This is a genomic window from Arthrobacter sp. Y81 (assembly GCF_002929335.1).
In the GTDB taxonomy this organism is placed as follows: domain Bacteria; phylum Actinomycetota; class Actinomycetes; order Actinomycetales; family Micrococcaceae; genus Arthrobacter.
Map to the genome: position 1 here is coordinate 104572 of NZ_PJIL01000008.1, position 20422 is coordinate 124993.

A 20422-nucleotide genomic window follows, 5' to 3' on the forward strand; every position below is an offset into this window, starting at 1 on the left:
TTGGTTCTGACAATTCACTAAGGGTTTGGGGTCTGGGGGTCCACAGTTTCCAGTTCCGGGGCTATCCCGACGCACAGCCAGGCAGTGATCTGGCGGGCCATGGCTTCCTGCGACGGTTTGGCAGCGGACTCGGGAGTGCCCAGCCACTGCTCCCCGGCGTTCCGCACTAGCCCGATCGCCGCAGTGGGCCAGTAACCGATCACGGCTTCCTTGCCGGTGCCCAGGTGGGCGCGCATGGGCCGGGCAATCATGTCGCGCACTTCTTCGAAGAAGTGGCCGAGGGCTCCGGCTACTGCCATGCCCGCGTTAGCTGCCCCTGGCTCGCCCGAAGAGTAGGTGGTGACGAACGTATAGACGTTAGGGCTGGTTTCGGCCATTTGGAGATAGGCCGAAACCATGGCGAGGAGCCCCTCCCGGGGTGTCTGTGCGCTCTGGGCAGCCTCCTGGATGCGGCGCTGCATCTGGCTGAGCACCACTTCGCCCACTGCCTGCTGCAGTCCGGCTTTGTCGCCAAAATAGCGGTAAAACACGGACTTTGACGTTCCTGCGGCGGCGGCAATGTCCTCCATGGAAGCATCGCTGCCCAGCGCGTGGACGGCTTTCCGCGCGGACTTGATGAGTTCACGCCGGCGTTCCTCCCGGTGTGACTGCCAGCGGGCGGCGCGCCCGTCGACAGTGCCGCTCGAGGGGTCACTGCCTGAAGCGGCCCCGCCCGCCGCGGTGCCGCCGGAAGCGCTACCGCCTGAAGGCGCGGGAAGTTCAACGTGGAGGATGTTCACGATACCCAGCGTATCAGGTACGCTGGGTATCGGTAACCAGCGTTGATCAAGAGGAGACATCACATGTCCTTTACCGGACAGTCCGCAACCGGACCAGACGAATCATCCACCACCCGCTCATCAACACCTGCTGCGGGCTTGGTGCGCAAAGCCGTGGTGGTAGGCGGCAACCGGATTCCGTTCGCGCGGACAGGCGGGGCCTACACGAGGTCTTCCAACCAGGACATGCTGACGGCCGCCCTGGACGGCCTGATTGCCCGCTTCGGCCTTCAGGACGAGCGGATCGGCGAGGTTGCCGCAGGCGCAGTCCTTAAGCACTCCCGCGACTTCAACCTCACCCGCGAGGCGGTGCTGGGCTCGGCCCTCTCCGCCGAAACGCCCGCCTACGACCTGCAGCAGGCCTGTGCCACAGGGCTCGAAACGGTCCTCGGCCTGGCTAACAAGATCAAGCTGGGCCAGATCGATTCGGCCATTGCGGGCGGCGTCGATTCCGCCTCCGATGCGCCGATCGCCGTGAGCGAGGGCCTGCGGGAGGTGTTGCTGGACCTCAACCGTGCCAAGTCCCTGCCCCAGCGGCTTCAGGTCCTGAGCCGCCTCCGGCCGAAAGACCTGGCACCCGACGCACCGAACACGGGGGAGCCCCGGACGGGCCTTTCCATGGGCGAACACCAGGCTCTCACCACGGCACAGTGGAAGATCGCACGCGAAGCGCAGGACGAGCTGGCCTACAACAGCCACCGCAATCTTGCAGCCGCCTATGATGCCGGGTTCTTCGACGACCTGCTCACGCCCTACCGCGGCCTGAACCGGGATTCGAACCTCCGCCCTGACACAACCCTGGAAAAGCTGGCCACGCTGAAGCCCGTCTTCGGTAAGAACCTCGGCGCTGAGGCAACCATGACCGCCGGCAACTCCACGCCGCTGACCGATGGCGCGTCCACCGTGCTGCTGGCCTCGGAGGAATGGGCGGACGCGCACGAGCTGCCGAAGCTTGCAGCCGTCGTGGACGGCGAGGCGGCCGCGGTCGACTTCGTCCATGGCAAGGACGGCCTGCTGATGGCGCCCGCCTTCGCGGTGCCCCGGCTGCTGGCCCGCAACGGCCTGACACTTGATGACATCGATCTCTTCGAGATCCACGAGGCGTTCGCCGGAACGGTCCTCAGCACCCTGGCCGCGTGGGAGGACGAAGAGTTCGGGCGCACGCGGCTGGGCCTGGACGGCGCATTGGGCAGCATTGACCGTTCCAAGCTGAATATCAACGGCTCCTCGTTGGCGTCGGGGCACCCCTTTGCCGCCACCGGTGGCCGGATTGTGGCCTCACTGGCCAAGATGCTTCACGAAAAGGGCCAGGTGGACGGCCGTCCGGCCCGGGGCCTGATTTCCATCTGCGCTGCCGGCGGCCAAGGGGTCGTCGCCATTCTGGAAGCACTCTAGGGAGGCCGGCGTGACAGACAAGTACACACAATTCGTAAGCCGCGGAATCGGCAAGGATGTTGCCAGGAAGCTTGGCCTGCCGCAGCCGGTAGTGCTCAGGCGCTACCAGCCGGGACAGTCCCTCGTTCCCGGCCCGATCCTGGTCCAGGGATCCAGCGGGGGCGCTGACGAACTGGCCGCCACCCTCCTGTCCTGGGACCTGGACGTCCGCCGGCATGCAGTGCCACGGGAGAAGCTGGGCGCGATCGTCCTGGTCCTGGACGAACTCGATCGCCCGGAGGACCTTGAAAAGCCGGTTCTCTCGGCGGCATCGTCCGTCAGGGATCTGGCGCCCAACGGCCGCGTCGTCACGTTGTCCCGCACCCCGGCGAGCGCGCAGGGCCCGGCGGCCGCTGCCGCGCGCCAAGGCGTGGACGGCCTGCTGCGCTCCCTCGCCAAGGAGTTGCGCGCCGGCGCCACGGCAAACGGCATCGTACTGGCCGAGGGGGTAACCACCGCGAGCCCCAGCGCTCTCGGCGCCCTGCGCTTCTTCCTGTCCGGCCGCTCCGCCTTTGTCGACGGGCAGCTCCTCACCGTCGCAACAGGGGAAGGGCAGCTCCCCGCCGATCCGGAAAAGCCGCTCGCCGGCAAAGTCGCAGTCGTGACCGGCGCCGCCCGGGGAATCGGCGCGGCAATTGCCCGCACGCTCCACCGGGACGGCGCCACCCTGGTGGTCGTCGACATCCCTGCCGCCGGAGACCACCTGGCAGCGGTGGCAAACGAAGTCCGGGGGACTGCCCTGCAGCTGGACATCAGCCGGGAAGACGCCGGCCAGCGGATCATCGACCATGCGGTGGGAAGGCACGGCCGGCTGGACATCGTCATCCACAACGCAGGCATCACCCGGGACAAACTGCTGGCCAACATGGACCAGGGCCGCTGGAATTCGGTGATTGCCGTCAACATCGCGGCGCAGCTTCGCATCAATGAGGCGCTGCTGGCGTCCGAACACTTCCGGAACGCACCGCGGATTGTGTCGGTCGCGTCCACCAGCGGCATTGCCGGCAACCGCGGGCAGACGAACTACGCGGCGTCCAAGGGCGGCGTGATGGGCATGGTGCGCGCCACGGCACCGCTCCTGGCGGAACGCCACGGTTCCATCAACGCAGTTGCCCCGGGCTTCATCGAAACTGAAATGACTGCACGGATTCCGTTTGCGACGCGTGAAATAGCACGGCGCCTCAACTCCCTGCAGCAGGGCGGGCAGCCCGGTGACGTCGCCGAGGCCATTGCGTTCCTGGCCAGCGACGCCGCCGGCGGCATCACAGGCGAGGTGCTGCGGGTGTGCGGACAGAACATGGTGGGCGCATGACCGGTGCCCAGCCCGTAATCCTCGGGGACATGCCGTCCCTGTCCAAGCTGTACGTCAATGCGGCCGCCACTGCGGCAAGGCGCCGCATCCTTGGTACCGATGCGGGGATCGCACTGCCCCCCTGCGGGCATGAGGTCAGGGGCGTAAAAGCGCAAGTGGGTAACCTCACCGCCTACCAGCACCTTGTGGGCGAGACCGCAAGCGACGTCCTGCCGGCCGGATTCATTCATGCCCTTACGTTCCCTGTGTCAATGAGCGTGATGAACCGTGACGATTTCCCGCTGCCGTTGCTGGGAATGGTGCACCTCTACAACAGCGTGGAGCAACACGAAACGGTCCTGTTCACTGAGGCATTGGACATCACATCCTGGGCCGAGAACTTGCGCGGACACCGTGCCGGCACTCAGGTGGACATCGTTGCGGAGGTCCGCCGCACGGGGGAAGCCCAGGTCCGCTGGAAGGGAACCTCCACCTACCTGGCAAAAGGCATCTTCCTCCCCGGGATCGACAAGCCCTCGGCACCCGCCACGTCGACAATGTTCGCGGCGCCCGACCCGACGGCACTCTGGCAGCTGGGCGTCGACACCGGCAGGGCTTATGCTGCGGTGTCCGGCGACTTCAACCCCATCCACCTGAGTGTGCTCTCGGCCAAGGCCCTGGGCATGCGGCGCTCCATCGCGCATGGCATGTATCTGGCCTCGCGGGCACTCGCCGACGTCGGGGCCGTGAAGGGGGATTCCTTCCGCTGGGATGTTGCCTTTGAAGCGCCGGTGTTCCTGCCGGCCCGCGTGGCATTGGACATCAGTTCGGTCCATGCTCCGGCCGGCGCCTGGCAGCACTCCGAGTACGTTGCGTGGAATCCGCGGTCAGGCCGGCGGCACTTCAGCGGTTCCGTGGCGGCGCTGTAGCGCCACGGTCCGGCAACACCGCCGAAATCACGACGCCGGTGGTCACCTCGCACGGTGACCTCCGGCGTCGTAATTAACGCGGTGGCTAATCCTGAAGATCCCTACCGCCGCGACTCAGGGCTGCCCGGCCCTGACCACGCGGAGGATACGGTGCAGGTTCAGGACAATCGATTCGGCCGCGCTCGGGGCATGCGGGTTGACGTCATCGGAAGCCATCCGATCGGCCAGTGCGTCCACGGCGGCTTTGGCCGCGGCAATCAGCTCGTTCTGCTTGTCGGGATGCTCGTCCTCCATGGACCGCAGAACCTCGCTGACCGCAACCAGTGCCTCGGCCAGCGGTTCGCTGTACGGGAGGGGGATCACAAAGGGCGCATCCTTTTCCCATATGACATCCGACAGGACCTCCGTCATGTCCTGGATATGGAAGGTCACGCTCTCGAGGCCGCGAAGGTCGTTGTAGTCCCGGTCCAGGTTGTGGGCGTGGAGACGGCGGCGGGGATTGGCCTGCCGGCTGGCATCAGCCTTCTGGACGGCAGCCCTGACGGCCCGCGCCGATTGGGCGAGCGCCTCCGAACGCACCGCCCAGTCCTCGTGTTCGGGCGGCCAGGTTTCGCGCATGGCCGCCCCCATGTCCGAGAGCTGCTTGGCCAGCGCCCACCGGAGTTCAGCGAGGCTGAGCGCTGCCGCCTTGAAGTGGAGAGGGGGGAAGACCAACATGTTGACGGCGATGCCCACTACCACTCCCACGCCCATCTGCAGGAGGTAGCCGAAGGAGAAATCATCCGGGTTGTCTCCCCCCACCAGGAGGACCAGCAGTGCCGCCGTCGGAATCCAGTCGCGGCCAACTCCGAGGCGCGGCAAACCGGCCAGCAGGACCCCCAGCCCCATAACGACGGCCACCGTCACCGGGGAGGGGTCGCTGACGCTGACCAGCATGAAGGCCAGGCCAATTCCGAGCCCCAGCCCCACCAGCGTCTGCACACCCTGCTTCATGGAGCCGGAAACGTTCTCGTACATCGCCACGAGGGCGCCCAGCGGGGCGTAGTACGGGTACTGGGCTGCGGCTCCGGGCATCAGCGGTGCAATGAGGAACGCCAGGCCCGCCGCGAGGCCTGCCTTGGATGCCAGCTGCAGCCGAGGGCCTGAGAGGGCAGCGGCCACGCTGTCCCGCACGGACTGCCATATCCTGCCAGCCCGCGATGGGGCGGCCTCATCCTGCCGTTTTGCGATTTCCATTTGGCCTCACCCTAAGCGGGTCCTGATGGTGCTACAAGTGGACAAACCTACTCACGAGTATGTGCCGGCCGCCGGCACGTGCCGGGCCGTGCCTGCTGCCTGCCGCACCGCGTGGGCCAAACGGTGTGCCCGGCCCGGGGTGCGGCCTTCCTCCTGCCTTCCGGGAATGTAGCCGTAAGCGAGACCGTAGGCGGGGTCGGCGAAGCCAAGCGCGGCGTTGGCGCCTTCATGGCCGAACGCACGGTGGCTGCCGAAATTCCGGCTGGGATGCGGCTTCATAAACACAATGGCAAAAGCGTTGTCGAGGCCCGACGCACGGTCCAGGCCCCACACCTGTTCCTCGGACATTGTCCGGACGGTTTCTGCCGAAAGGAAGGCGTCGCCGCCGTCGAGGCCGGTTGTGGCGGCAGCATACAGGCGTGCGAGGCCGTCGGCGGATCCCACGCCTCCGGCGCTGCTCATGCCGTGCTCGCGGATGACCCTGTGGTTGGGGAGTTCCATGACCGTGCTGACAGCGGCGTTGCCATTCAGGCCATCGAGTCCCAGCGGATCCAGCCACGGCTGGAGGGGGTCGACGTCGTACAGCACGTCCCGGTAGCGGGGTTCCTGGTCCTCCGGCAGTCCCAGGAAGAAGTCGACGCCGAAGGGCACGCGGATGCGGGCATCGTACAGTTCCTGCAGTGTTCTGCCGGTGACGCGGCGGCAGAGCTCCTCCATGAGAATCCCAATGGTCAGGGCGTGGTAACCGAATGTGGCACCGGGACGCCACAGGGGAGCGGTTGCCGCGAGCCTGCGGGCCGCGTCCGCCGTCGTGAATTCACTGAGTGCGAATCCGCCTTCCACGCCAAGCAGCCCTGCGCGGTGGGAGAGCGCATGCCGGACGGTGATTGCTCCTTTTCCGTGGGCCGCGAACTCCGGCCAGTAGTGCGCCACCGGGCGGTCAAGGTCAAGTAGTCCGTCCTGGACCAGGAGGCCGATGACGAACGCAGCCACACCCTTGGTGCAGGAATAGGCTCCCGTGATGGAATCTGAAGCCAGGTGCGGGCCGCCGCTGAGGTCCAGCACCTTGCTTCCTGACTGGTAGACGGCAAGCTGGGCACTGTATTCCGGATCATCCCCGAGGAACGATTCAAAAAGGGCCCGGACCGCTTGGTATTCGGGCGCGGCAAATCCTGACGAGAGTGGCATGGCTCAACATTAGCGGGGCGTGCGGAGGACGGCGGCGATCAGCGTGCGCCGTGTCCCGCGGCAACTGCTTCGCCGCTGCGGACGGCGCCGGGCGCGGTGCCGTCTCCGAAGGGACGGCCGCCAAGCGCCTCCCGGCCGTGCCGGGTCAGCCAGCCGGAAAGATCTGGTCCCTGCGGCACGATCCCGGTGGGGTTGATGTCCTCGTGAACGATGTAGTAATGCTGTTTGATCTGGACAAAATCGATGGTGTCGCCAAAACCCGGCGTTTGGAACAGGTCCCGGGCGTAACCCCACAGGACCGGCATCTCGCTTAGCTTCTGGCGGTTGCACTTGAAGTGGCCATGGTAAACGGCATCGAACCGGACGAGGGTTGTGAACAGGCGGACGTCCGCTTCGGTGATCGTGTCGCCCACTAGGTAGCGTTGCCCGGCAAGCCGCTCTTCGGCCCAGTCCAGGGCAGTCCAGAGGCGTGCGTAGGCGGCGGCGTAGGCGTGCTGGGAACCGGCGAAGCCGCACCGGTACACGCCGTTGTTGATTTCGGTAAACACTCTTCTGTTGACTTCGTCGATTTCCGGGCGCAGATGCTCCGGGTAGAGATCGGGGGCCCCGGGACGGTGGAAGGCTGTCCACTCCGTGGCGAAGTCGAGGGTGATCTGGGGGAAGTTGTTGGTGACCACCTCACCTGACCGGACATCCACGATCGCGGGCACGGTGATTCCGCGGGGGTAATCGGGGAACCTCCGGAGGTAGGCGTCCTGGATCCGCTGGATCCCCAGCACCGGGTCGACGCCGTCCGGGTCCAGGTCGAATGTCCACGACCGTGCGTCATGAGTGGGACCGGGCTGCCCGAGGGAAATGGCGTCCTCGAGCCCCAGCAGCCGCCGGACGATTACCGTCCTGTTCGCCCACGGGCAGGCACGGGCTGCGATGAGGCGGTACCTGCCCGCCTCCACCGGCCAGCCGGGTTCGCCGTTGGGGCCGGGGGTGCCGTGGCGGGTTATCCGGTCCTCGATGTAGTTGGTGTCCCGGGTGAATTCTTCTCCGCCGGTGACGTAGGACCCTCTGGTGCTGGACCCGGGGTCGGATCGATGTTCGGCTGCAGCGCGGGAATCGGAAGTCATGCTTCCACCCTATTGCCGCGCCGGCCCCGGCAGTGCCGTCAGCACTTGGGCCATCGGCTGCCAGGCCACCCACCAGGAACCGGCAACGACAGCGGCGAAGAGCAGAATCCAGATGGCTGAGGGCACGGACGTGGCACGGTAGAGGAGGTGGGCGTCTGACGTGGGCAGCCTGTCCCGGCGCCGCAGATGGACGTTGGAGAGTTTGGCGAGGTCACGGACGGCGGCCACGAGCAGGGCGAGCCCCAGGGAGATTACCACGTGGGCGGTGAATTCAGGCGGAACGAACAGCACCAGGAGCGCTGAGCCAAGGACGGCCGCAGACGTGATCAGGAGTCCCATGGCGTTGCGGATGAACAGGAAGGAGCCCAGCAGGATCAGGGTGCCGACAGACATCGCCGCCGGTCCCCAGCCGTTGAAACCAGACCACACCATGGCGGCTCCCACGACTCCGGGCACCGGATATCCCCAGAACGTCGACCAGACGGCCGGGAAGCGGCCCCTGCTGTACGTGGTGGTTGTCCCGGAGTGGTCCAGGCTCAGCCTGATGCCTCCCAGGCGTTGCCCGGTCATGAGGGCGGCGAAGGCATGGCCGAGTTCATGGGTGACGGTGGCCAGCAGCCCGAAGTACCGCCAGGACCCCTTGGGGAGGGATAAGGCCGTGGCAACCAGGATGACCAGCATCAGTTCCATGGCCGTCACCTGGGGGGACGGGGACTGCGAAAATCCCGACAGAATCCGCTGCCACAGCGAACCGGCAACGTCCGTCATGCTTTCCGGCCCAACGTTCCGCCGGCATGGTCGATGCAGTACGGCGTCCAGGGGCGGGCTTCGAGCCTGCCTTCGGCTATGGGTGCCCCGCAGATTTCGCAGTAGCCGTAGCTGCCGTCTGCGATCCGTCCCAATGCCGCTTCGACCTGCACGAGCGTGGCGCTGCTTTGCTGCATCAGTGCGGCGGCCTGGGAGAGCTCAAAGGCGATGGTGGAGCCCTCGGGATCATGTTCGTCGTCGACGTTTGAGTCCTGGCGTGCAGCGTTGGCGGAGCTAATGTCCGCACGGAGGGCCGGCAGCAAAAGAGCCTTCCGGGCACGCTCCTCTTCCAGCAGCATCCTGAACTTCTCGACGTCGATCATAGTGTCCAAGGCTAGCCCGGTCCAGGCAGCGAGTCGAAAGCGGCCCGGCAAGCCCATAGAGTAGGGCCATGGCGGATGTAACGGCACAGGACCACATGGAAATTGACGACGAACTGCTCCGGAAACTGGCGGCAGCCCGCGGCGTGAGCACCTCCTTCCGCGGCTGGGACGGCGTTGCACATCCCGTTGCGGCCAGCACGCTGCGCAGCGTGCTGACCGCTTTGGGGGATCGGACCGAGACGTTGGAGGACCTTCAAGGCGCCCTGCATGAAGCGGAACTGGAGCCGTGGACGCGCGTGCTGCCGCCGTCGCTCGTTGCCAGGGAAGGCAGGGAAATCCATGTTGCCGTTCATGTGCCGCACGGTACCGGCGTCAATGTGTGGGCAGTGACTGAGGACGGGAACCGCGTGGACGCGGAGCAGCGTGAACACTGGCAGGCGCCGAGGGACGTGCGCGGCGTCCTTACAGGGAGGGCTGCTTTCGCCATTCCTGGCGGATTGCCCCTGGGCTGGCACACCCTGCATGCCGACGCCGACGGGGAGCGGGCAGAGTGTGCGCTGATCATCACACCCGAACGGCTGGAGACTACCCGGCGCTTGGCGTCCGAGCGCCATTGGGGCCTTACCGCCCAGTTGTATTCGGTGCGGTCGTCTCGGTCGTGGGGCATCGGCGACTTTTCAGACCTTGTTGACCTTGCCGCGATTGCAGGCAACGACGGTGCAGGTTTCGTCCTGGTCAATCCACTGCATGCGGGGGAGCCCCGGCCGCCCATTGAAGATTCACCGTACCTGCCCACGACGCGCCGTTTCTTCAATCCGCTCTATATCCGCGTTGAGGACGTGCCGGAGTACAGTTACCTCGATCCTGCGTCCAGGGCCGCGATCGGGAACAGCGCGGTGGGCCTGCACTCCGCCAATACGGCCGACGGCCTGTTGGACCGAAATTCCAGCTACGAAGCCAAACTCGCCGCGCTCGAGCTCATTTTCAAGGTCCGCCGCAGCCCCGGCCGGGCCCTCATGTTCAAGAATTTTTGCGCGGCGGAAGGTAAGGGACTGGATGACTTCGCGCTGTGGTGCGCCCTCGCGGAGCGGCTTCCGTCCACCGCACCCGAATGGCGCGGCGAGGCGTCGTCACCGGACACGCCGTACTGCGACACCATGCGGGAGGCATTGGCGGACCGGCTGGAGTTCTATCGATGGATGCAGTGGATCTGCGACGAACAACTGGCCACAGCGCAGCGGGCGGCCAAGGCGTGCGGGATGGCCATCGGGATCGTCCATGATCTTGCAGTTGGCGTCAAGACGGACGGCGCGGACGCCTGGATGCTCCACGGCGTGCTCGCCCCGGGCGTCACGGTCGGCGCCCCGCCCGACGTTTTTAACCAGCAGGGACAGAACTGGACCCAGCCGCCGTGGCATCCTGGCCGCCTGGCGGCTTCAGGGTACAGGCCTTACCGAGACATGCTCCGGACCATACTCCGTCATGCAGGCGGCGTCAGGGTCGACCATATCCTGGGTCTTTTCCGCCTGTGGTGGATTCCGGAAGGCGCCGGACCGGCTGAAGGCACGTATGTCTACTACGACCATGAAGCCCTGATCGGCATCCTCGCCCTGGAGGCCCAGCGGGCGGGCGCAACAGTGGTCGGGGAAGACCTTGGCGTGTTCGAGCCCTGGGTCCGTGACTACCTGACGGAGCGGGGCATCCTTGGCACCTCCATCCTGTGGTTCGAACACGGGGAAGCCGGACCCCTTTCGCCCGAGGAATACCGGCAACAGTGCCTGACCAGCGTCAACACCCACGACCTTCCCCCGACGGCGGGGTATCTCGCAGGGGAGCACGTCACCCTCCGCGAATCACTGGGACTGCTGCTGCGTCCCGTCGAGGAGGAACGGGCCGAAGCGGCGGCCGAGCAGGAGGCCGTGCTTGCCCTGGTGCGTGAACGGGGTCTGCTGACCGACGCGCCAGGTGACGTTCAGCGCACAGTGGAGGCGCTCTATGCCTTCACTGCCCTGACGCCGTCCGCCCTGCTGGGCGTCGCCCTCGTTGACGCCGTGGGGGAAACGCGCACCCAAAACCAGCCCGGAACGGACGCGGAACACCCTAACTGGCGCATCCCGCTTGCGGGCCCCGAGGGGCCCGTCCTCATTGACGACCTGCCGGCGAACGACAGATTCAATTCCCTGGTCGGGGTAGTCCGCGACGCGCTGAAGGCCTCAAGCTGAAGCGGCGTTGCCCCGCTGCGCGATCTTTACCGCCCGGGAACCGGCGGATACCCGGGCTCAGCCTGAGCAGGGCCGAGGATCCGCTGGGCCTCGTGTTGGGACTCCAGTTCCCCGGGGCTAAGCGTGCGCCCGCGCATGAAGCCGGCGCCGGCCAGGAGCTGGCGCAGTTCGGAGAGGGACCGCGGCGTGGTCGCACCGATGTGGGCCATGGCGTGGCAGTTCGCACAGAGCGGCACCAGATCCGTGACCGGATCCAGCCGGTAGTTGCTGTCGAGCTGCGAAGCCGGCACCGTGTGGTGCACATCGATGAAGTCCCTGCCGGTTTCACCGTAGGCGATTTCGAAGGAAAAACCGCAGGCAGCACAGGTGGTTCCGTAGTGAGCGATGCAGGCACGCCGCGCCTCCGGGTTCCGTTCATAGCGGTTCATTCCAACTGTGCTGACCGCCCAGGCGGGGTAGGTCCCGGGCACCGGCAACGCGGACTCCGGGATTGGCGCCGGGCCTTCCACCTGCCATAAGTCACGGATGCTGGCCTCCGCGGACGGCGCTATGGCCTGGCCGCTGCGGACAACGTTCCAATGCACCTCCGGAACGTTGTCCATCAGAACCTCGGTCGCCACCTGGTCGCCGAGGGGAAGGAGTGAATCGAAGGCGACGATCAACTGAGTGGATGCCGTACCGGCAGCCGCGGCGGGCGCCCCTGCGCAGGGCTGCAGCGGGATCACCGTGCCGTGTCCGAGCAGGCCCCTCCCATGCTTGCCCCGCAACAGCAGCCAGGCATCCCCGCCGGCCGGGATGCCTGCGGGGCGGGCAACATCCCACCGGCCGTGGAACTGCCCGGTCTCGCGAACCTGTTCGACGACGGACGTGTAGTTCCAGTCATTCCAGCGGTCCGGGTTCCACACCAGGAAGATGGCTGTCATGTGCCCATTCTTTCAGTGCTTCAGTCCGTCGGACACGCGGGTCCGTGCGGTGGGGAAATTCATTCGCTGACGGTTTGGAGCCAGTTCAGCGCTTCGTCCTCGTCGGTGAAGTATTCGCTCGGACAGGCCGGCAGCGGGAGCCCCAGCAAACCGTGGGCGATGACGCGGTCCACGGGAGTGCTGCCAAGGATGGCGAAGGCGCTGACTGTCACGGCCGAGCTGTAGACGCCGATCGCTTCCCTGCTGACTGAGCCCACTCCTGTGATTTCCAGCAACACGCCACCGCGGGAGCCCCCGGTCAGAGCCAGCAGCTGTTCCCGGGTGCGGACCCCGTCCTCCTCCGTGATCCGGGCGCTGGGCCGCAAGGTAATGCGCGATATTCCTTGGCGTACGCGGACCACACAGACGTTGGCCTCCGTGTTGTTTGTCATTGGCTCCCCCAAGGGACAGTACTCGGCGCAGCCGGACGGCTGCAATCTTCCCCCGGCGTTTCCCGGCCGGGAAACCTGCCCCGGCGTCAATCTAACGGGACGGACCACCGTTGTCCATCAACCACGCAGCATGAGCTGCCCCTCAATTGCGGGGGAGGACATGGTGCTCCAGGAGATGCTCGGCAATGGCCATTGCGGAGGTTGCCGCCGGGGAGGGTGCGTTCCGCAGGAGCGTCACCGGCCCCATCTTCTCGATTGCGAAGTCATCGAGGAGGCTACCGTCCAGGGACCATGCCTGGGCCCGGACGCCGGCGGCAGTCTTCGCCGTTAGGTCGTCCATCTGCAGCTCAGGGATGAACCTGCGGGCCTGCTGGAAATACAGGGGCTTGACCAGCGATGCCGCGATCTCCTTCGCGCCCATCCGCCAATGTTTCCTGGCCAGGGCGCCGGCACCCGGCCACATGATCGACGCGGCAGTGTCCTTGACAGACACGTTGCCCCAGCTGTAGCCCTCCCGGGCCAGGGCAGGAACCGCATTCGGTCCTACGTGGATAGTGTCGTACACGCCGCGGGTGAAGTGCACTCCCAGGAAAGGGAAACGCGGATCCGGAACCGGATAAATCATGCCTTTGACGAAATGTTGCTTCGCTGCGGACAAGCCCCAGTATTCGCCGCGGAAGGGAAGGATTTTGGGAGCCGCGGAAGCGCCCACAAGTCCGGCAACGACGTCGGACTGCAGGCCGGCGCAGACGATCAGGCGATCGAACATGAACCCCGCGTGGCTGGTGGTGACACGGACCTTACCGCGCTCGGTGGTGATGGCAACGGCTTCATGCCCGAACAGGATCTGCCCGCCCGCGGACCGGATATCCTCGGCCATGGCTTCTGTGATGGCCACAAAATCCACGACGGCGGTATGCGGCGAATGAAGCGCCGCCACCCCTGCGACGTGCGGTTCGACCTCGCGCATCGCGCCGGCATTGAGCCGGCGCAGCCCGGGCACGCGATTCGCGACGGAGCGGCTTTCAATGTTTGCCAGGGCTGGGAGTTCATCGTCCGTGAGGGCAACGACGAGCTTGCCCAGTTCCCGGTACGGCAGATTCCGCTCCCGGCAGTAGTCACGCGTGAGTACCCGGCCCCTTTGGCACAGCCGGGCCTTCAGCGAGGCCGGCGCATAGTAAAGCCCCGCGTGCACCACCCCGGAATTGTGCCCCGTCTGGTGCATGGCAACACGCTGTTCCTTTTCCAGGACAGTGACGTCCGCAAGTCCGCGGGTGCTAAGGGCTCGCGCCACTGCGATTCCGACGATGCCGCCGCCAATGATGCCTATGCGCTCAGCCATCGCCCCGGGCGCCCCTGCCTGCTTGCCGATGATTCGCGGGCCATCAAATCCATGCGGTCCGCCGTAGCGGCGGTTCGGTTCCGCCGGAGCGTTGCACGAGCACCTGGTTGACGCCCGTGAGTCCGTCCTCGAAGCCCAGTGCGCTGGCGGCCATGTAGATCCGCCAGACGCGGGCCCGTCCGGGGCTGCTGGCGCTGACTGCATCATCCCAGTGCTGCTCCAGGTTGCGCACCCAGGCGCGGAGCGTCAGCGCATAGTGCCGCCGCAGCGCTTCGACGTCGAGCACTTCGAACCCGCCGGACTCAAGCGCCCCGACCATGTCGGCGAGGCTAAGCATTTCGCCGTCCGGGAAGACGTAGCGGGGAATGAAGGAGTCGGGGTCTTCTTTGGTCGGTCCCGCGTTCCAGGAAATTGCGTGGTTGAGTAGCCTGCCGCCGGGACGCAGCAGGCCGTGCAGCTGGGAGACGTAGCGTGAAATCTGCTCGCGGCCCACGTGCTCGGACATGCCGATGGAGCTGATCGCATCGAACGGCCCGTCGTCCACGTCGCGGTAGTCCTGGACCCGGATGTCGACGCGATCGGTCAGACCGGCTTCGGCCACGCGTTTGCGGGCCAGTCCCGCCTGCTCGTTTGAGAGCGTGACCCCGACGACGTCGACGCCGTAACGCTGGGCGGCGTGCAGGGCGAAGCTGCCCCAGCCGCAGCCGACGTCCAGTACCCGCATGCCCGGCTGGAGCCCCAGCTTGCGGCAGACCAGGTCGATTTTGGCCGTCTGGGCGGCCTCCAGGCTGTCTGGTCCGCCGTTCCCGTCCCCGTGGTGGTTCCAGACAGCGCAGGAGTAGACCATCGATGGACCAAGGACCATGGCGTAGAAGTCGTTGCCGACGTCGTAGTGATGCGAGATCGCCGCGGCATCCCGGGTCTTGGAATGGCGGCCGCCGATCCGGTGCACCTTTGATTCCTCCGGCGGGGGAGCAGGGTTCGGACCGATTGCGCCGACCCGGACCGCGGTCTTGAGCAGAGTCCATGCTTCCCGCGCGGTGAGCGGCGGGAACGGCCCGGGCTCGGCGAACTTTCCCGCCGAGCTGAGCGCGGCGAAGCTGGCGAATACATCGCCGGGGGCATCGATTTCCCCGGATACATAAGCCCGGCTGATGCCCAGCTGCCCGGGCGACCAAAGCATGCGCCGCAGTGCGCGCCGGGAGTGGAACTCGAGAACCGGTGCGCCTTCCGGACCTGCTTCCGAGCCGTCCCAGGCGCGAAGCCGGAGCGGGATCCCTTTGGTGCCCAAAACGATGGCAAGCGCTTCCGCCAGCCTTGGTGCCACACCTGTTGTCTTCGTCATGTGCACTGCCTTTCGTCCAACTGATCCTGCTGCCTGCCAGATCCTCATCTCATTGCTGCGGGTGCGCTCTGCCCGTGCCCACGCACCTGTAGTTGTTCAATCTATGGTGCAACCCCCGCCTGTGTCTTGGGCCGAACGACACCCCGGACCTGCCGTCCCAAAAAACGTGTCGACCGCCGGGGGAATTGGGAGGAGGATTAAGGGGCATTCACTATGAGGAGGTCAGTGATGTGCTATCCGTATAACAAGGATTACCGGAGGGACATTCGGAAAGAGGAGTCGCGGGAACCTGAAAAGCAGCCGGAACCCCGTGTGGAAGCAAAGGACTTCAAGTTCTGGGCCTTCCCCCGCCGGGAACGGAAGTTCACGGGTTCGGAACCGGTTGTGGACCGCACGCCCGAGAAGGTCTAAGGGAACTCCGATAACGAATCATGGCAAAGGCCCCGCAGTGCGGGGCCTTTGCCATGAGTATCTGGATTGCGTTAGAGATCTTCCTTGGACAGCGCCTTGGTCTCTGCCGGGGTAGGGCGGCCCAAACGTTCGTCGAGGGCCACACGGAGCCTGGCTGCCGCAACCTGGACTCTGTGTTCTGAGGGGGTCAGCTGCCTGCCGCGGGAAGTGGAGACGTGACGGGGCGTCCGGGACTTTTTCTGTTCCGGTGTGCTGGTGCTCATGGCTTTCCCTCCTCCGTACCGTCGGTGCTCGTGGTTCCATTGTCGCCGATTGGTTCCCCGGAGTCCACGGCTTCGACGTCCTCGTCCCAGGTACCCTCGTCGCCGTTGGCCTCCGTCACCGATTGCCACGCAATGTCCAGCAGTTCCAGTTCCTCTTCGCGGGCAAGGTCGCTCCGCGCCAGGACTGCCAGGGATGCCAGCCCAAGGGCCTTGGCGTCCCCGTCGGCGTCCAGGGCTTTGTCGAGGGCCCACTGTGTGCGCTTCCACCATTCGGCGCGGTCATCAGCCCGGGTTCTTTGCTTCAGTGCCTGGGCGTCCGCCACTGCTTTTTGCCGCAGAGTCCGCCACCCGATGAATGCAGCGAGGACAGCGCCGGCCAGAACCGCAAGCGGCCCCAGCGCAGCCACGATCTGCCACCATTCGGCAGGGGCAGCAACAGCAAGTTCAAAAGGGCCAGGGGACAACGTCACAGACCAAGACTAGGCGTTGCCTGCTTGCAGGTACGGCATTTAGGGAGCCGCAGCAGCGAGTCTCCTGACCCGGCGCGCCCTTGACCGGTACCGTTATTTCGGGGGTGCATGGAAATGGAAAGCGGCGTAACGGACCGGCTGTGGGACAAGGACGTGCAGGAGTTCATCATTGCCTGCCGGCACGAGAAGCTGAGCGACATCACGCTGGGCTATACGGTGCTGGGCGGCGGGCAGATGCTCCTGACGGCCTCGGCCTTCTACCTGTCCAAAAGAGGACGCCGTGTGCCCGTGGGTTACCGGTGGACGGAGTCAAAGTCCGGCGCGGCAGCAGAAATCTTCGTCGGCAGGGCAAAGGCGTCCGCCGGGCAGGAACTGGATGGACTCTTCGGGCTGGCACTGAGGGCTGGGCTGTGGGGCGAGCGCCGGCACGTCGCCTTTGCGCTCATGGCGGTGGCTGACGTCCAGTCAAAAGCCGACGGCGTCCGCGGCCGCCTGCAGTTTGAGTACCTCAAGGCGCTTTACGGCGCTGAACCGGTTTCCGTAGAGCCGCTGCCGTCCGGGCAGGATGACCCTGCCGGTTCTCCGGGACGGTGGTCAAGGATTGCCCAAGCGCAGGAGCTGACCCTGCAGACACTCAATGACCTCGCCTACCTTTACGGTGCCCGCGCCGGGAAGGAAACGCTCTAGGCTCATTTCGAGGCGTGCGGGTTGTGGCGGCCCGTGCGCCGGCGGGCACCACTGTGACCGGCGCCATCGTTTGGCCTGCAAGGCCCGGACCCGCGACGAGGATAGCCTGAGCGGGACCGCCGTATCAATGAAGGACAAGACGATCTCACGCCGCCGTTCCAAAGCACTGACCCTCCTGACCGCCGCTCTGCTGCTTGGAGGTCTGGCAGGCTGTGACGCCGCAGCCTCCCCGGGCACGGCGATCGCGAAGGCCGCCCGCGGCGCAGCGCCGTCCACGCCCGCGGAAGATCCGGCAGCGAACCCGGATGAAGTGGCCGCCGCAATTGCCCGGCTCGCCAGTATTCCGGTGAAGGGCCGTGCGCCGAAGACCGGCTATAGCCGCGATCAGTTCGGCGCCGCCTGGGCGGACGTGGACCACAACGGCTGCGACACACGGAATGACATTTTGGCCCGCGACCTGACAGGGGAGACCTTCAAACCCGGCACGCACGACTGCGTGGTGGCTGCCGGTACGCTGGCTGACAAATACACCGGTAAAACAATCAAGTTCGTCCGCGGCGCGGACACAAGCTCGGCGGTCCAGATAGACCACATCGTTCCGTTGTCACTGGCGTGGCAGACCGGTGCCCAGCTAATAAGCGAAGACAACCGTAAGCAATTCGCCAATGATCCTCTGAACCTCATGGCCGCCGACGGTCCTTCCAATATGGCTAAGTCCGACAAGGACGCCGCCACTTGGCTGCCACCGAACAAGGCCTTCCGGTGCGAGTACGCTGCCCGTATGACGGCGGTGAAGGCCAAGTACAAGCTGTGGGTCACCCGGCCGGAACACGATGCGATCGAAGGCATCCTGACCTCCTGCACGTAGGCGCCGGCGCGTGTTCAGGCAGTCTCAATGACGAGTTCGCCACGTTCATCGGTGGGACAGCGTCCGCGCGATGGAGGGAACCGCGAAGCGGTTCTCCATCGACGAGAGCGCAACCTGCCGTAAATCGAAGTAAATTTTATCCATCGAATGGCTAATCGGCCCCCGCTGGCCCGTACGATGGGCTCGTCTCGTCAATCCAAAACCATGGGGGAACACCTTGAGCTATTCGCAGTACCCGCAACAGCAGATGCCGCAGCAGACCTGGCAGGGCGGCGAACCGCCGCTCTGGGCGCCGTATTACGGTGCCCCGTTCCCGGCAGCGGTCAAACGGTTCTTCAAGAAGTACGCCACGTTCTCCGGGCGGGCCAGCCGCAGCGAATACTGGTGGTGGACACTCGTCTCCGTTGCTGTGAGCACCATCCTGAACATCATCATCGGAGCCGGGGCCGCCGCAACGACTTCGGCATCCACGCTCACGAGCCAGACAGCTCCCGGTCCTGGTGCCGTTGTCGGTTACATCCTGCTCGCCATCTGGGCGCTGGCCACTATCGTTCCGTCGCTTGCCCTCGTAGTCCGCCGCCTGCACGACGGCAACTTCAGCGGCTGGCTGGTGCTCATCGTCCTGGTTCCGTTCCTGGGTGCCCTGGCACTGCTGGTGTTCATGATCCTGGGCTCAAACCCGGCCGGCCAGCGGTTCGACCAGCCAGCCAGCGCCTAGGGCGCAAAACCCTGGCCAGCATCTGGCTGAATCACCAACGCAGAAGGGCCCGTTCCTGAACGGGCCCTTCTGGCGTGCCGGCAGCATTCACTCGGCCAGCGGCCCGGGTGACGGACTGGAGAGTCACCGAGCGGCTGTGTTCCCGGAGGTTGCGAGGTCGATGCCGCGGGTCTCCGGGAGGCCGAAGGTGGCGAATAAGCTCACCAGGCTCACGCCGGCCAGAAGCAGGCCGATGGCCGGACTCCCCAGGCTGGCGCCGAGCGATGCCGCCACCAGCGGCGTGATGCCGCCGCCGACGAGCGCTCCGAGGTTGTAGGCCATTCCGGCACCGGTGTAGCGGTAGCGGGTGGCGAAGAGCTCCGGCAGGAAGGCGCCCACCGGACCGTAGATTCCGGCGACGATCAGCAGCGTGCCGGAGAGCCCGATGGCAAACGACCAGGTGGTGCCGAAGTCGAGGATTGGGAAGAGCAGGAGCGACCAGGGGATCGCCACGACGCACGAGCCGACGATCACGGCTCGGCGGCCGATCCGGTCGGAGAGCATTGCGCTGCCAATAGTTCCGGCAGCGAAGAACATCGCGCCGACGATTCCCAGCGAGAGGATGGTGGGCCGGCTGTGGCCAAGGCCCTCGGCACTTGTGCCATAGCTGCTGAGAAAGGCTGTGCCGATGTAGAAGAAGGCGAAGAGCATCATGGTGGAGGCGCCGCCCAGGAGGATCTGGCGTGGCTGGTTTCGCACCGACTCCCACACGGGCAGCTTGCGCGGCCCCGTCGGGACGGCGCTCTCGTCGCTGGCCTGCTTGAAGACGGGAGTCTCTTCGATCCTGAGGCGGATGTAGAGACCGATCATAACGAGCACGGCACTTCCGATGAACGGAATGCGCCACCCGTACGTGAGGAAGGCCTCCGACTTGTCGCCGAGTGACAGGTTGATGATGAGGAAGGTTGCACTCGCGAGGGCGAAGCCAATCGACGGGCCCAGCTGGGGGAAGGCTGCGAAGAGACCCCGGTGTTTGGGCGGGGCGTACTCTGCGGCCATCAGTGCCGCACCGGCCCATTCGCCGCCGACAGCGAATCCCTGAAGAAAGCGAAGGACAACGAGGATGATCGGCGCGGCGATCCCGATGACGCTGGCGTCGGGCAGCAGTCCGATGGTGACGGTCGCGATGCCCATGATGAGCAGTGTGCTGACGAGCGTCTTCTTGCGCCCCAGCCTGTCACCAAAGTGGCCGAAGAGGACAGCACCGAGGGGGCGCGAGACGAAGGCCACGGCAAAGGTTCCGAATGAGGCGAGAGTTCCGGCGGCCGGGCCGAGCGCCGGGAAGAAGACCTGGGGGAAGACGAGGGCCGCAGCCGTACCGTAGATGAGGAAGTCGTAGAACTCGATGATGCTGCCCATCGAGCTGGCGACGGCGACCCTGGCCATCGAGGTGGGGCGCGGACCGGACCGGTTGGCAACCGGTGCGAGGCTTTCGAGCATGCGATATCTCCTTTGACATCGGTCGTCGAAACGATGATTGCTTCGACGCGAAGATGTCATCGTGCCAGCGCCGTGCGTGCGCCACCACCTCCCGATGGAGGTGTTTTCGCGCCACC

The 20422-nt window shown here is 65.8% G+C and carries 20 protein-coding genes; 7 read left to right on the forward strand and 13 right to left on the reverse strand.

Annotation, left to right across the window (positions count from 1 at the left end; all coding sequences use genetic code 11):
* Positions 1-17: 17 nt before the first annotated feature.
* A complete protein-coding gene (locus CXQ91_RS12460; protein ID WP_374953657.1) occupies positions 18-779 on the reverse strand; it encodes a TetR/AcrR family transcriptional regulator in 762 nt (253 codons plus the stop codon).
* Between the two features lie 63 nt (positions 780-842).
* Here CXQ91_RS12460 and CXQ91_RS12465 point away from each other — a divergent pair, with 63 nt between their 5' ends.
* From CXQ91_RS12465 to CXQ91_RS12475, 3 genes are read left to right on the forward strand one after another with little or no spacing between them, the layout of a single operon-like run.
* Positions 843-2213: an acetyl-CoA C-acetyltransferase gene (locus CXQ91_RS12465; protein WP_104174232.1), complete on the forward strand. Its 1371-nt coding sequence runs from the start codon at positions 843-845 to the stop codon at positions 2211-2213.
* Positions 2214-2223: 10 nt separating this feature from the next.
* On the forward strand, positions 2224-3564 hold the full coding sequence (locus CXQ91_RS12470) for a 3-oxoacyl-ACP reductase (RefSeq protein ID WP_104174233.1): 1341 nt from the start codon (positions 2224-2226) through the stop codon (positions 3562-3564).
* Positions 3561-4472 carry a MaoC/PaaZ C-terminal domain-containing protein gene (locus CXQ91_RS12475; RefSeq protein ID WP_104174234.1) on the forward strand — a complete coding sequence of 304 codons (912 nt, stop codon included), beginning with the start codon at positions 3561-3563 and terminating at the stop codon, positions 4470-4472. The genes CXQ91_RS12470 and CXQ91_RS12475 overlap by 4 nt, the downstream gene beginning before the upstream one ends.
* 114 nt (positions 4473-4586) lie before the next feature.
* Here the strand turns inward: CXQ91_RS12475 and CXQ91_RS12480 are convergent, their stop codons facing one another.
* Genes CXQ91_RS12480 through CXQ91_RS12500 form a run of 5 tightly spaced genes read right to left on the reverse strand, consistent with a single transcriptional unit; the run spans position 4587 to position 9147 of the window.
* A complete protein-coding gene (locus tag CXQ91_RS12480; protein ID WP_104174235.1) occupies positions 4587-5708 on the reverse strand; it encodes an aromatic acid exporter family protein in 1122 nt (373 codons plus the stop codon).
* Between the two features lie 51 nt (positions 5709-5759).
* Positions 5760-6896 (reverse strand): serine hydrolase domain-containing protein, encoded by a 1137-nt coding sequence (locus CXQ91_RS12485; protein ID WP_104174236.1) that lies wholly within the window; start codon positions 6894-6896, stop codon positions 5760-5762.
* Positions 6897-6934: 38 nt separating this feature from the next.
* Positions 6935-8017 carry a glutathione S-transferase family protein gene (locus tag CXQ91_RS12490; protein ID WP_104174237.1) on the reverse strand — a complete coding sequence of 361 codons (1083 nt, stop codon included), beginning with the start codon at positions 8015-8017 and terminating at the stop codon, positions 6935-6937.
* Positions 8018-8026: 9 nt separating this feature from the next.
* Complete coding sequence (locus CXQ91_RS12495; RefSeq protein ID WP_104174238.1) at positions 8027-8785, reverse strand: M50 family metallopeptidase; 759 nt, start codon at positions 8783-8785, stop codon at positions 8027-8029.
* Positions 8782-9147: a TraR/DksA family transcriptional regulator gene (locus CXQ91_RS12500; RefSeq protein ID WP_104174239.1), complete on the reverse strand. Its 366-nt coding sequence runs from the start codon at positions 9145-9147 to the stop codon at positions 8782-8784. Before CXQ91_RS12500 ends, CXQ91_RS12495 begins: the two co-directional genes overlap by 4 nt.
* A 68-nt stretch (positions 9148-9215) precedes the next feature.
* Between CXQ91_RS12500 and malQ the strand changes: the two genes are divergently transcribed.
* Complete coding sequence (gene malQ / locus CXQ91_RS12505) at positions 9216-11369, forward strand: 4-alpha-glucanotransferase (RefSeq protein ID WP_104174240.1); 2154 nt, start codon at positions 9216-9218, stop codon at positions 11367-11369.
* Positions 11370-11395: 26 nt separating this feature from the next.
* On the opposite strand, the gene CXQ91_RS12510 is transcribed toward malQ, so the two are convergent.
* The 6 genes from CXQ91_RS12510 to CXQ91_RS12540 form a co-directional block, all read right to left on the reverse strand.
* Complete coding sequence (locus CXQ91_RS12510; protein WP_104174241.1) at positions 11396-12292, reverse strand: HNH endonuclease; 897 nt, start codon at positions 12290-12292, stop codon at positions 11396-11398.
* 59 nt (positions 12293-12351) lie between these two features.
* Entirely contained in the window at positions 12352-12723 is a 372-nt protein-coding gene (locus tag CXQ91_RS12515; protein ID WP_146072332.1) for an STAS/SEC14 domain-containing protein, read from the reverse strand.
* 142 nt (positions 12724-12865) lie between these two features.
* Complete coding sequence (gene lhgO, locus CXQ91_RS12520) at positions 12866-14065, reverse strand: L-2-hydroxyglutarate oxidase (protein ID WP_104174243.1); 1200 nt, start codon at positions 14063-14065, stop codon at positions 12866-12868.
* A 43-nt stretch (positions 14066-14108) separates the two neighbouring features.
* Positions 14109-15410: a cyclopropane-fatty-acyl-phospholipid synthase family protein gene (locus tag CXQ91_RS12525; RefSeq protein ID WP_104174244.1), complete on the reverse strand. Its 1302-nt coding sequence runs from the start codon at positions 15408-15410 to the stop codon at positions 14109-14111.
* A gap of 482 nt (positions 15411-15892) precedes the next feature.
* Complete coding sequence (locus CXQ91_RS12535; RefSeq protein ID WP_104174246.1) at positions 15893-16084, reverse strand: hypothetical protein; 192 nt, start codon at positions 16082-16084, stop codon at positions 15893-15895.
* Complete coding sequence (locus CXQ91_RS12540) at positions 16081-16554, reverse strand: hypothetical protein (RefSeq protein ID WP_104174247.1); 474 nt, start codon at positions 16552-16554, stop codon at positions 16081-16083. Before CXQ91_RS12540 ends, CXQ91_RS12535 begins: the two co-directional genes overlap by 4 nt.
* 108 nt (positions 16555-16662) lie before the next feature.
* Here CXQ91_RS12540 and CXQ91_RS12545 point away from each other — a divergent pair, with 108 nt between their 5' ends.
* From CXQ91_RS12545 to CXQ91_RS12555, 3 genes are all read left to right on the forward strand, one after another.
* Positions 16663-17241, forward strand: coding sequence for a hypothetical protein (locus CXQ91_RS12545; protein ID WP_146072333.1), 579 nt, complete (start codon positions 16663-16665; stop codon positions 17239-17241).
* Positions 17242-17368: 127 nt separating this feature from the next.
* Positions 17369-18109: an HNH endonuclease family protein gene (locus CXQ91_RS12550; RefSeq protein ID WP_104174249.1), complete on the forward strand. Its 741-nt coding sequence runs from the start codon at positions 17369-17371 to the stop codon at positions 18107-18109.
* Positions 18110-18326: 217 nt separating this feature from the next.
* Entirely contained in the window at positions 18327-18827 is a 501-nt protein-coding gene (locus tag CXQ91_RS12555) for a DUF805 domain-containing protein (RefSeq protein WP_258073951.1), read from the forward strand.
* 123 nt (positions 18828-18950) lie between these two features.
* Here the strand turns inward: CXQ91_RS12555 and CXQ91_RS12560 are convergent, their stop codons facing one another.
* On the reverse strand, positions 18951-20306 hold the full coding sequence (locus CXQ91_RS12560) for an MFS transporter (RefSeq protein ID WP_104174251.1): 1356 nt from the start codon (positions 20304-20306) through the stop codon (positions 18951-18953).
* Positions 20307-20422 lie beyond the last annotated feature (116 nt).

Excerpts from the sequence above, each read along its gene's own strand:
- CXQ91_RS12465 (WP_104174232.1), top strand. The coding sequence starts at position 843 with ATGTCCTTTACCGGACAGTCCGCAACCGGACCAGACGAATCATCCACC.
- CXQ91_RS12475 (WP_104174234.1), top strand. The coding sequence starts at position 3,561 with ATGACCGGTGCCCAGCCCGTAATCCTCGGGGACATGCCGTCCCTGTCC.
- CXQ91_RS12480 (WP_104174235.1), bottom strand. The coding sequence starts at position 5,708 with ATGGAAATCGCAAAACGGCAGGATGAGGCCGCCCCATCGCGGGCTGGC.
- CXQ91_RS12485 (WP_104174236.1), bottom strand. The coding sequence starts at position 6,896 with ATGCCACTCTCGTCAGGATTTGCCGCGCCCGAATACCAAGCGGTCCGG.
- CXQ91_RS12490 (WP_104174237.1), bottom strand. The coding sequence starts at position 8,017 with ATGACTTCCGATTCCCGCGCTGCAGCCGAACATCGATCCGACCCCGGG.
- CXQ91_RS12495 (WP_104174238.1), bottom strand. The coding sequence starts at position 8,785 with ATGACGGACGTTGCCGGTTCGCTGTGGCAGCGGATTCTGTCGGGATTT.
- CXQ91_RS12500 (WP_104174239.1), bottom strand. The coding sequence starts at position 9,147 with ATGATCGACGTCGAGAAGTTCAGGATGCTGCTGGAAGAGGAGCGTGCC.
- malQ (WP_104174240.1), top strand. The coding sequence starts at position 9,216 with ATGGCGGATGTAACGGCACAGGACCACATGGAAATTGACGACGAACTG.
- CXQ91_RS12510 (WP_104174241.1), bottom strand. The coding sequence starts at position 12,292 with ATGACAGCCATCTTCCTGGTGTGGAACCCGGACCGCTGGAATGACTGG.
- CXQ91_RS12515 (WP_146072332.1), bottom strand. The coding sequence starts at position 12,723 with ATGACAAACAACACGGAGGCCAACGTCTGTGTGGTCCGCGTACGCCAA.
- lhgO (WP_104174243.1), bottom strand. The coding sequence starts at position 14,065 with ATGGCTGAGCGCATAGGCATCATTGGCGGCGGCATCGTCGGAATCGCA.
- CXQ91_RS12525 (WP_104174244.1), bottom strand. The coding sequence starts at position 15,410 with ATGACGAAGACAACAGGTGTGGCACCAAGGCTGGCGGAAGCGCTTGCC.
- CXQ91_RS12535 (WP_104174246.1), bottom strand. The coding sequence starts at position 16,084 with ATGAGCACCAGCACACCGGAACAGAAAAAGTCCCGGACGCCCCGTCAC.
- CXQ91_RS12545 (WP_146072333.1), top strand. The coding sequence starts at position 16,663 with ATGGAAATGGAAAGCGGCGTAACGGACCGGCTGTGGGACAAGGACGTG.
- CXQ91_RS12550 (WP_104174249.1), top strand. The coding sequence starts at position 17,369 with ATGAAGGACAAGACGATCTCACGCCGCCGTTCCAAAGCACTGACCCTC.
- CXQ91_RS12560 (WP_104174251.1), bottom strand. The coding sequence starts at position 20,306 with ATGCTCGAAAGCCTCGCACCGGTTGCCAACCGGTCCGGTCCGCGCCCC.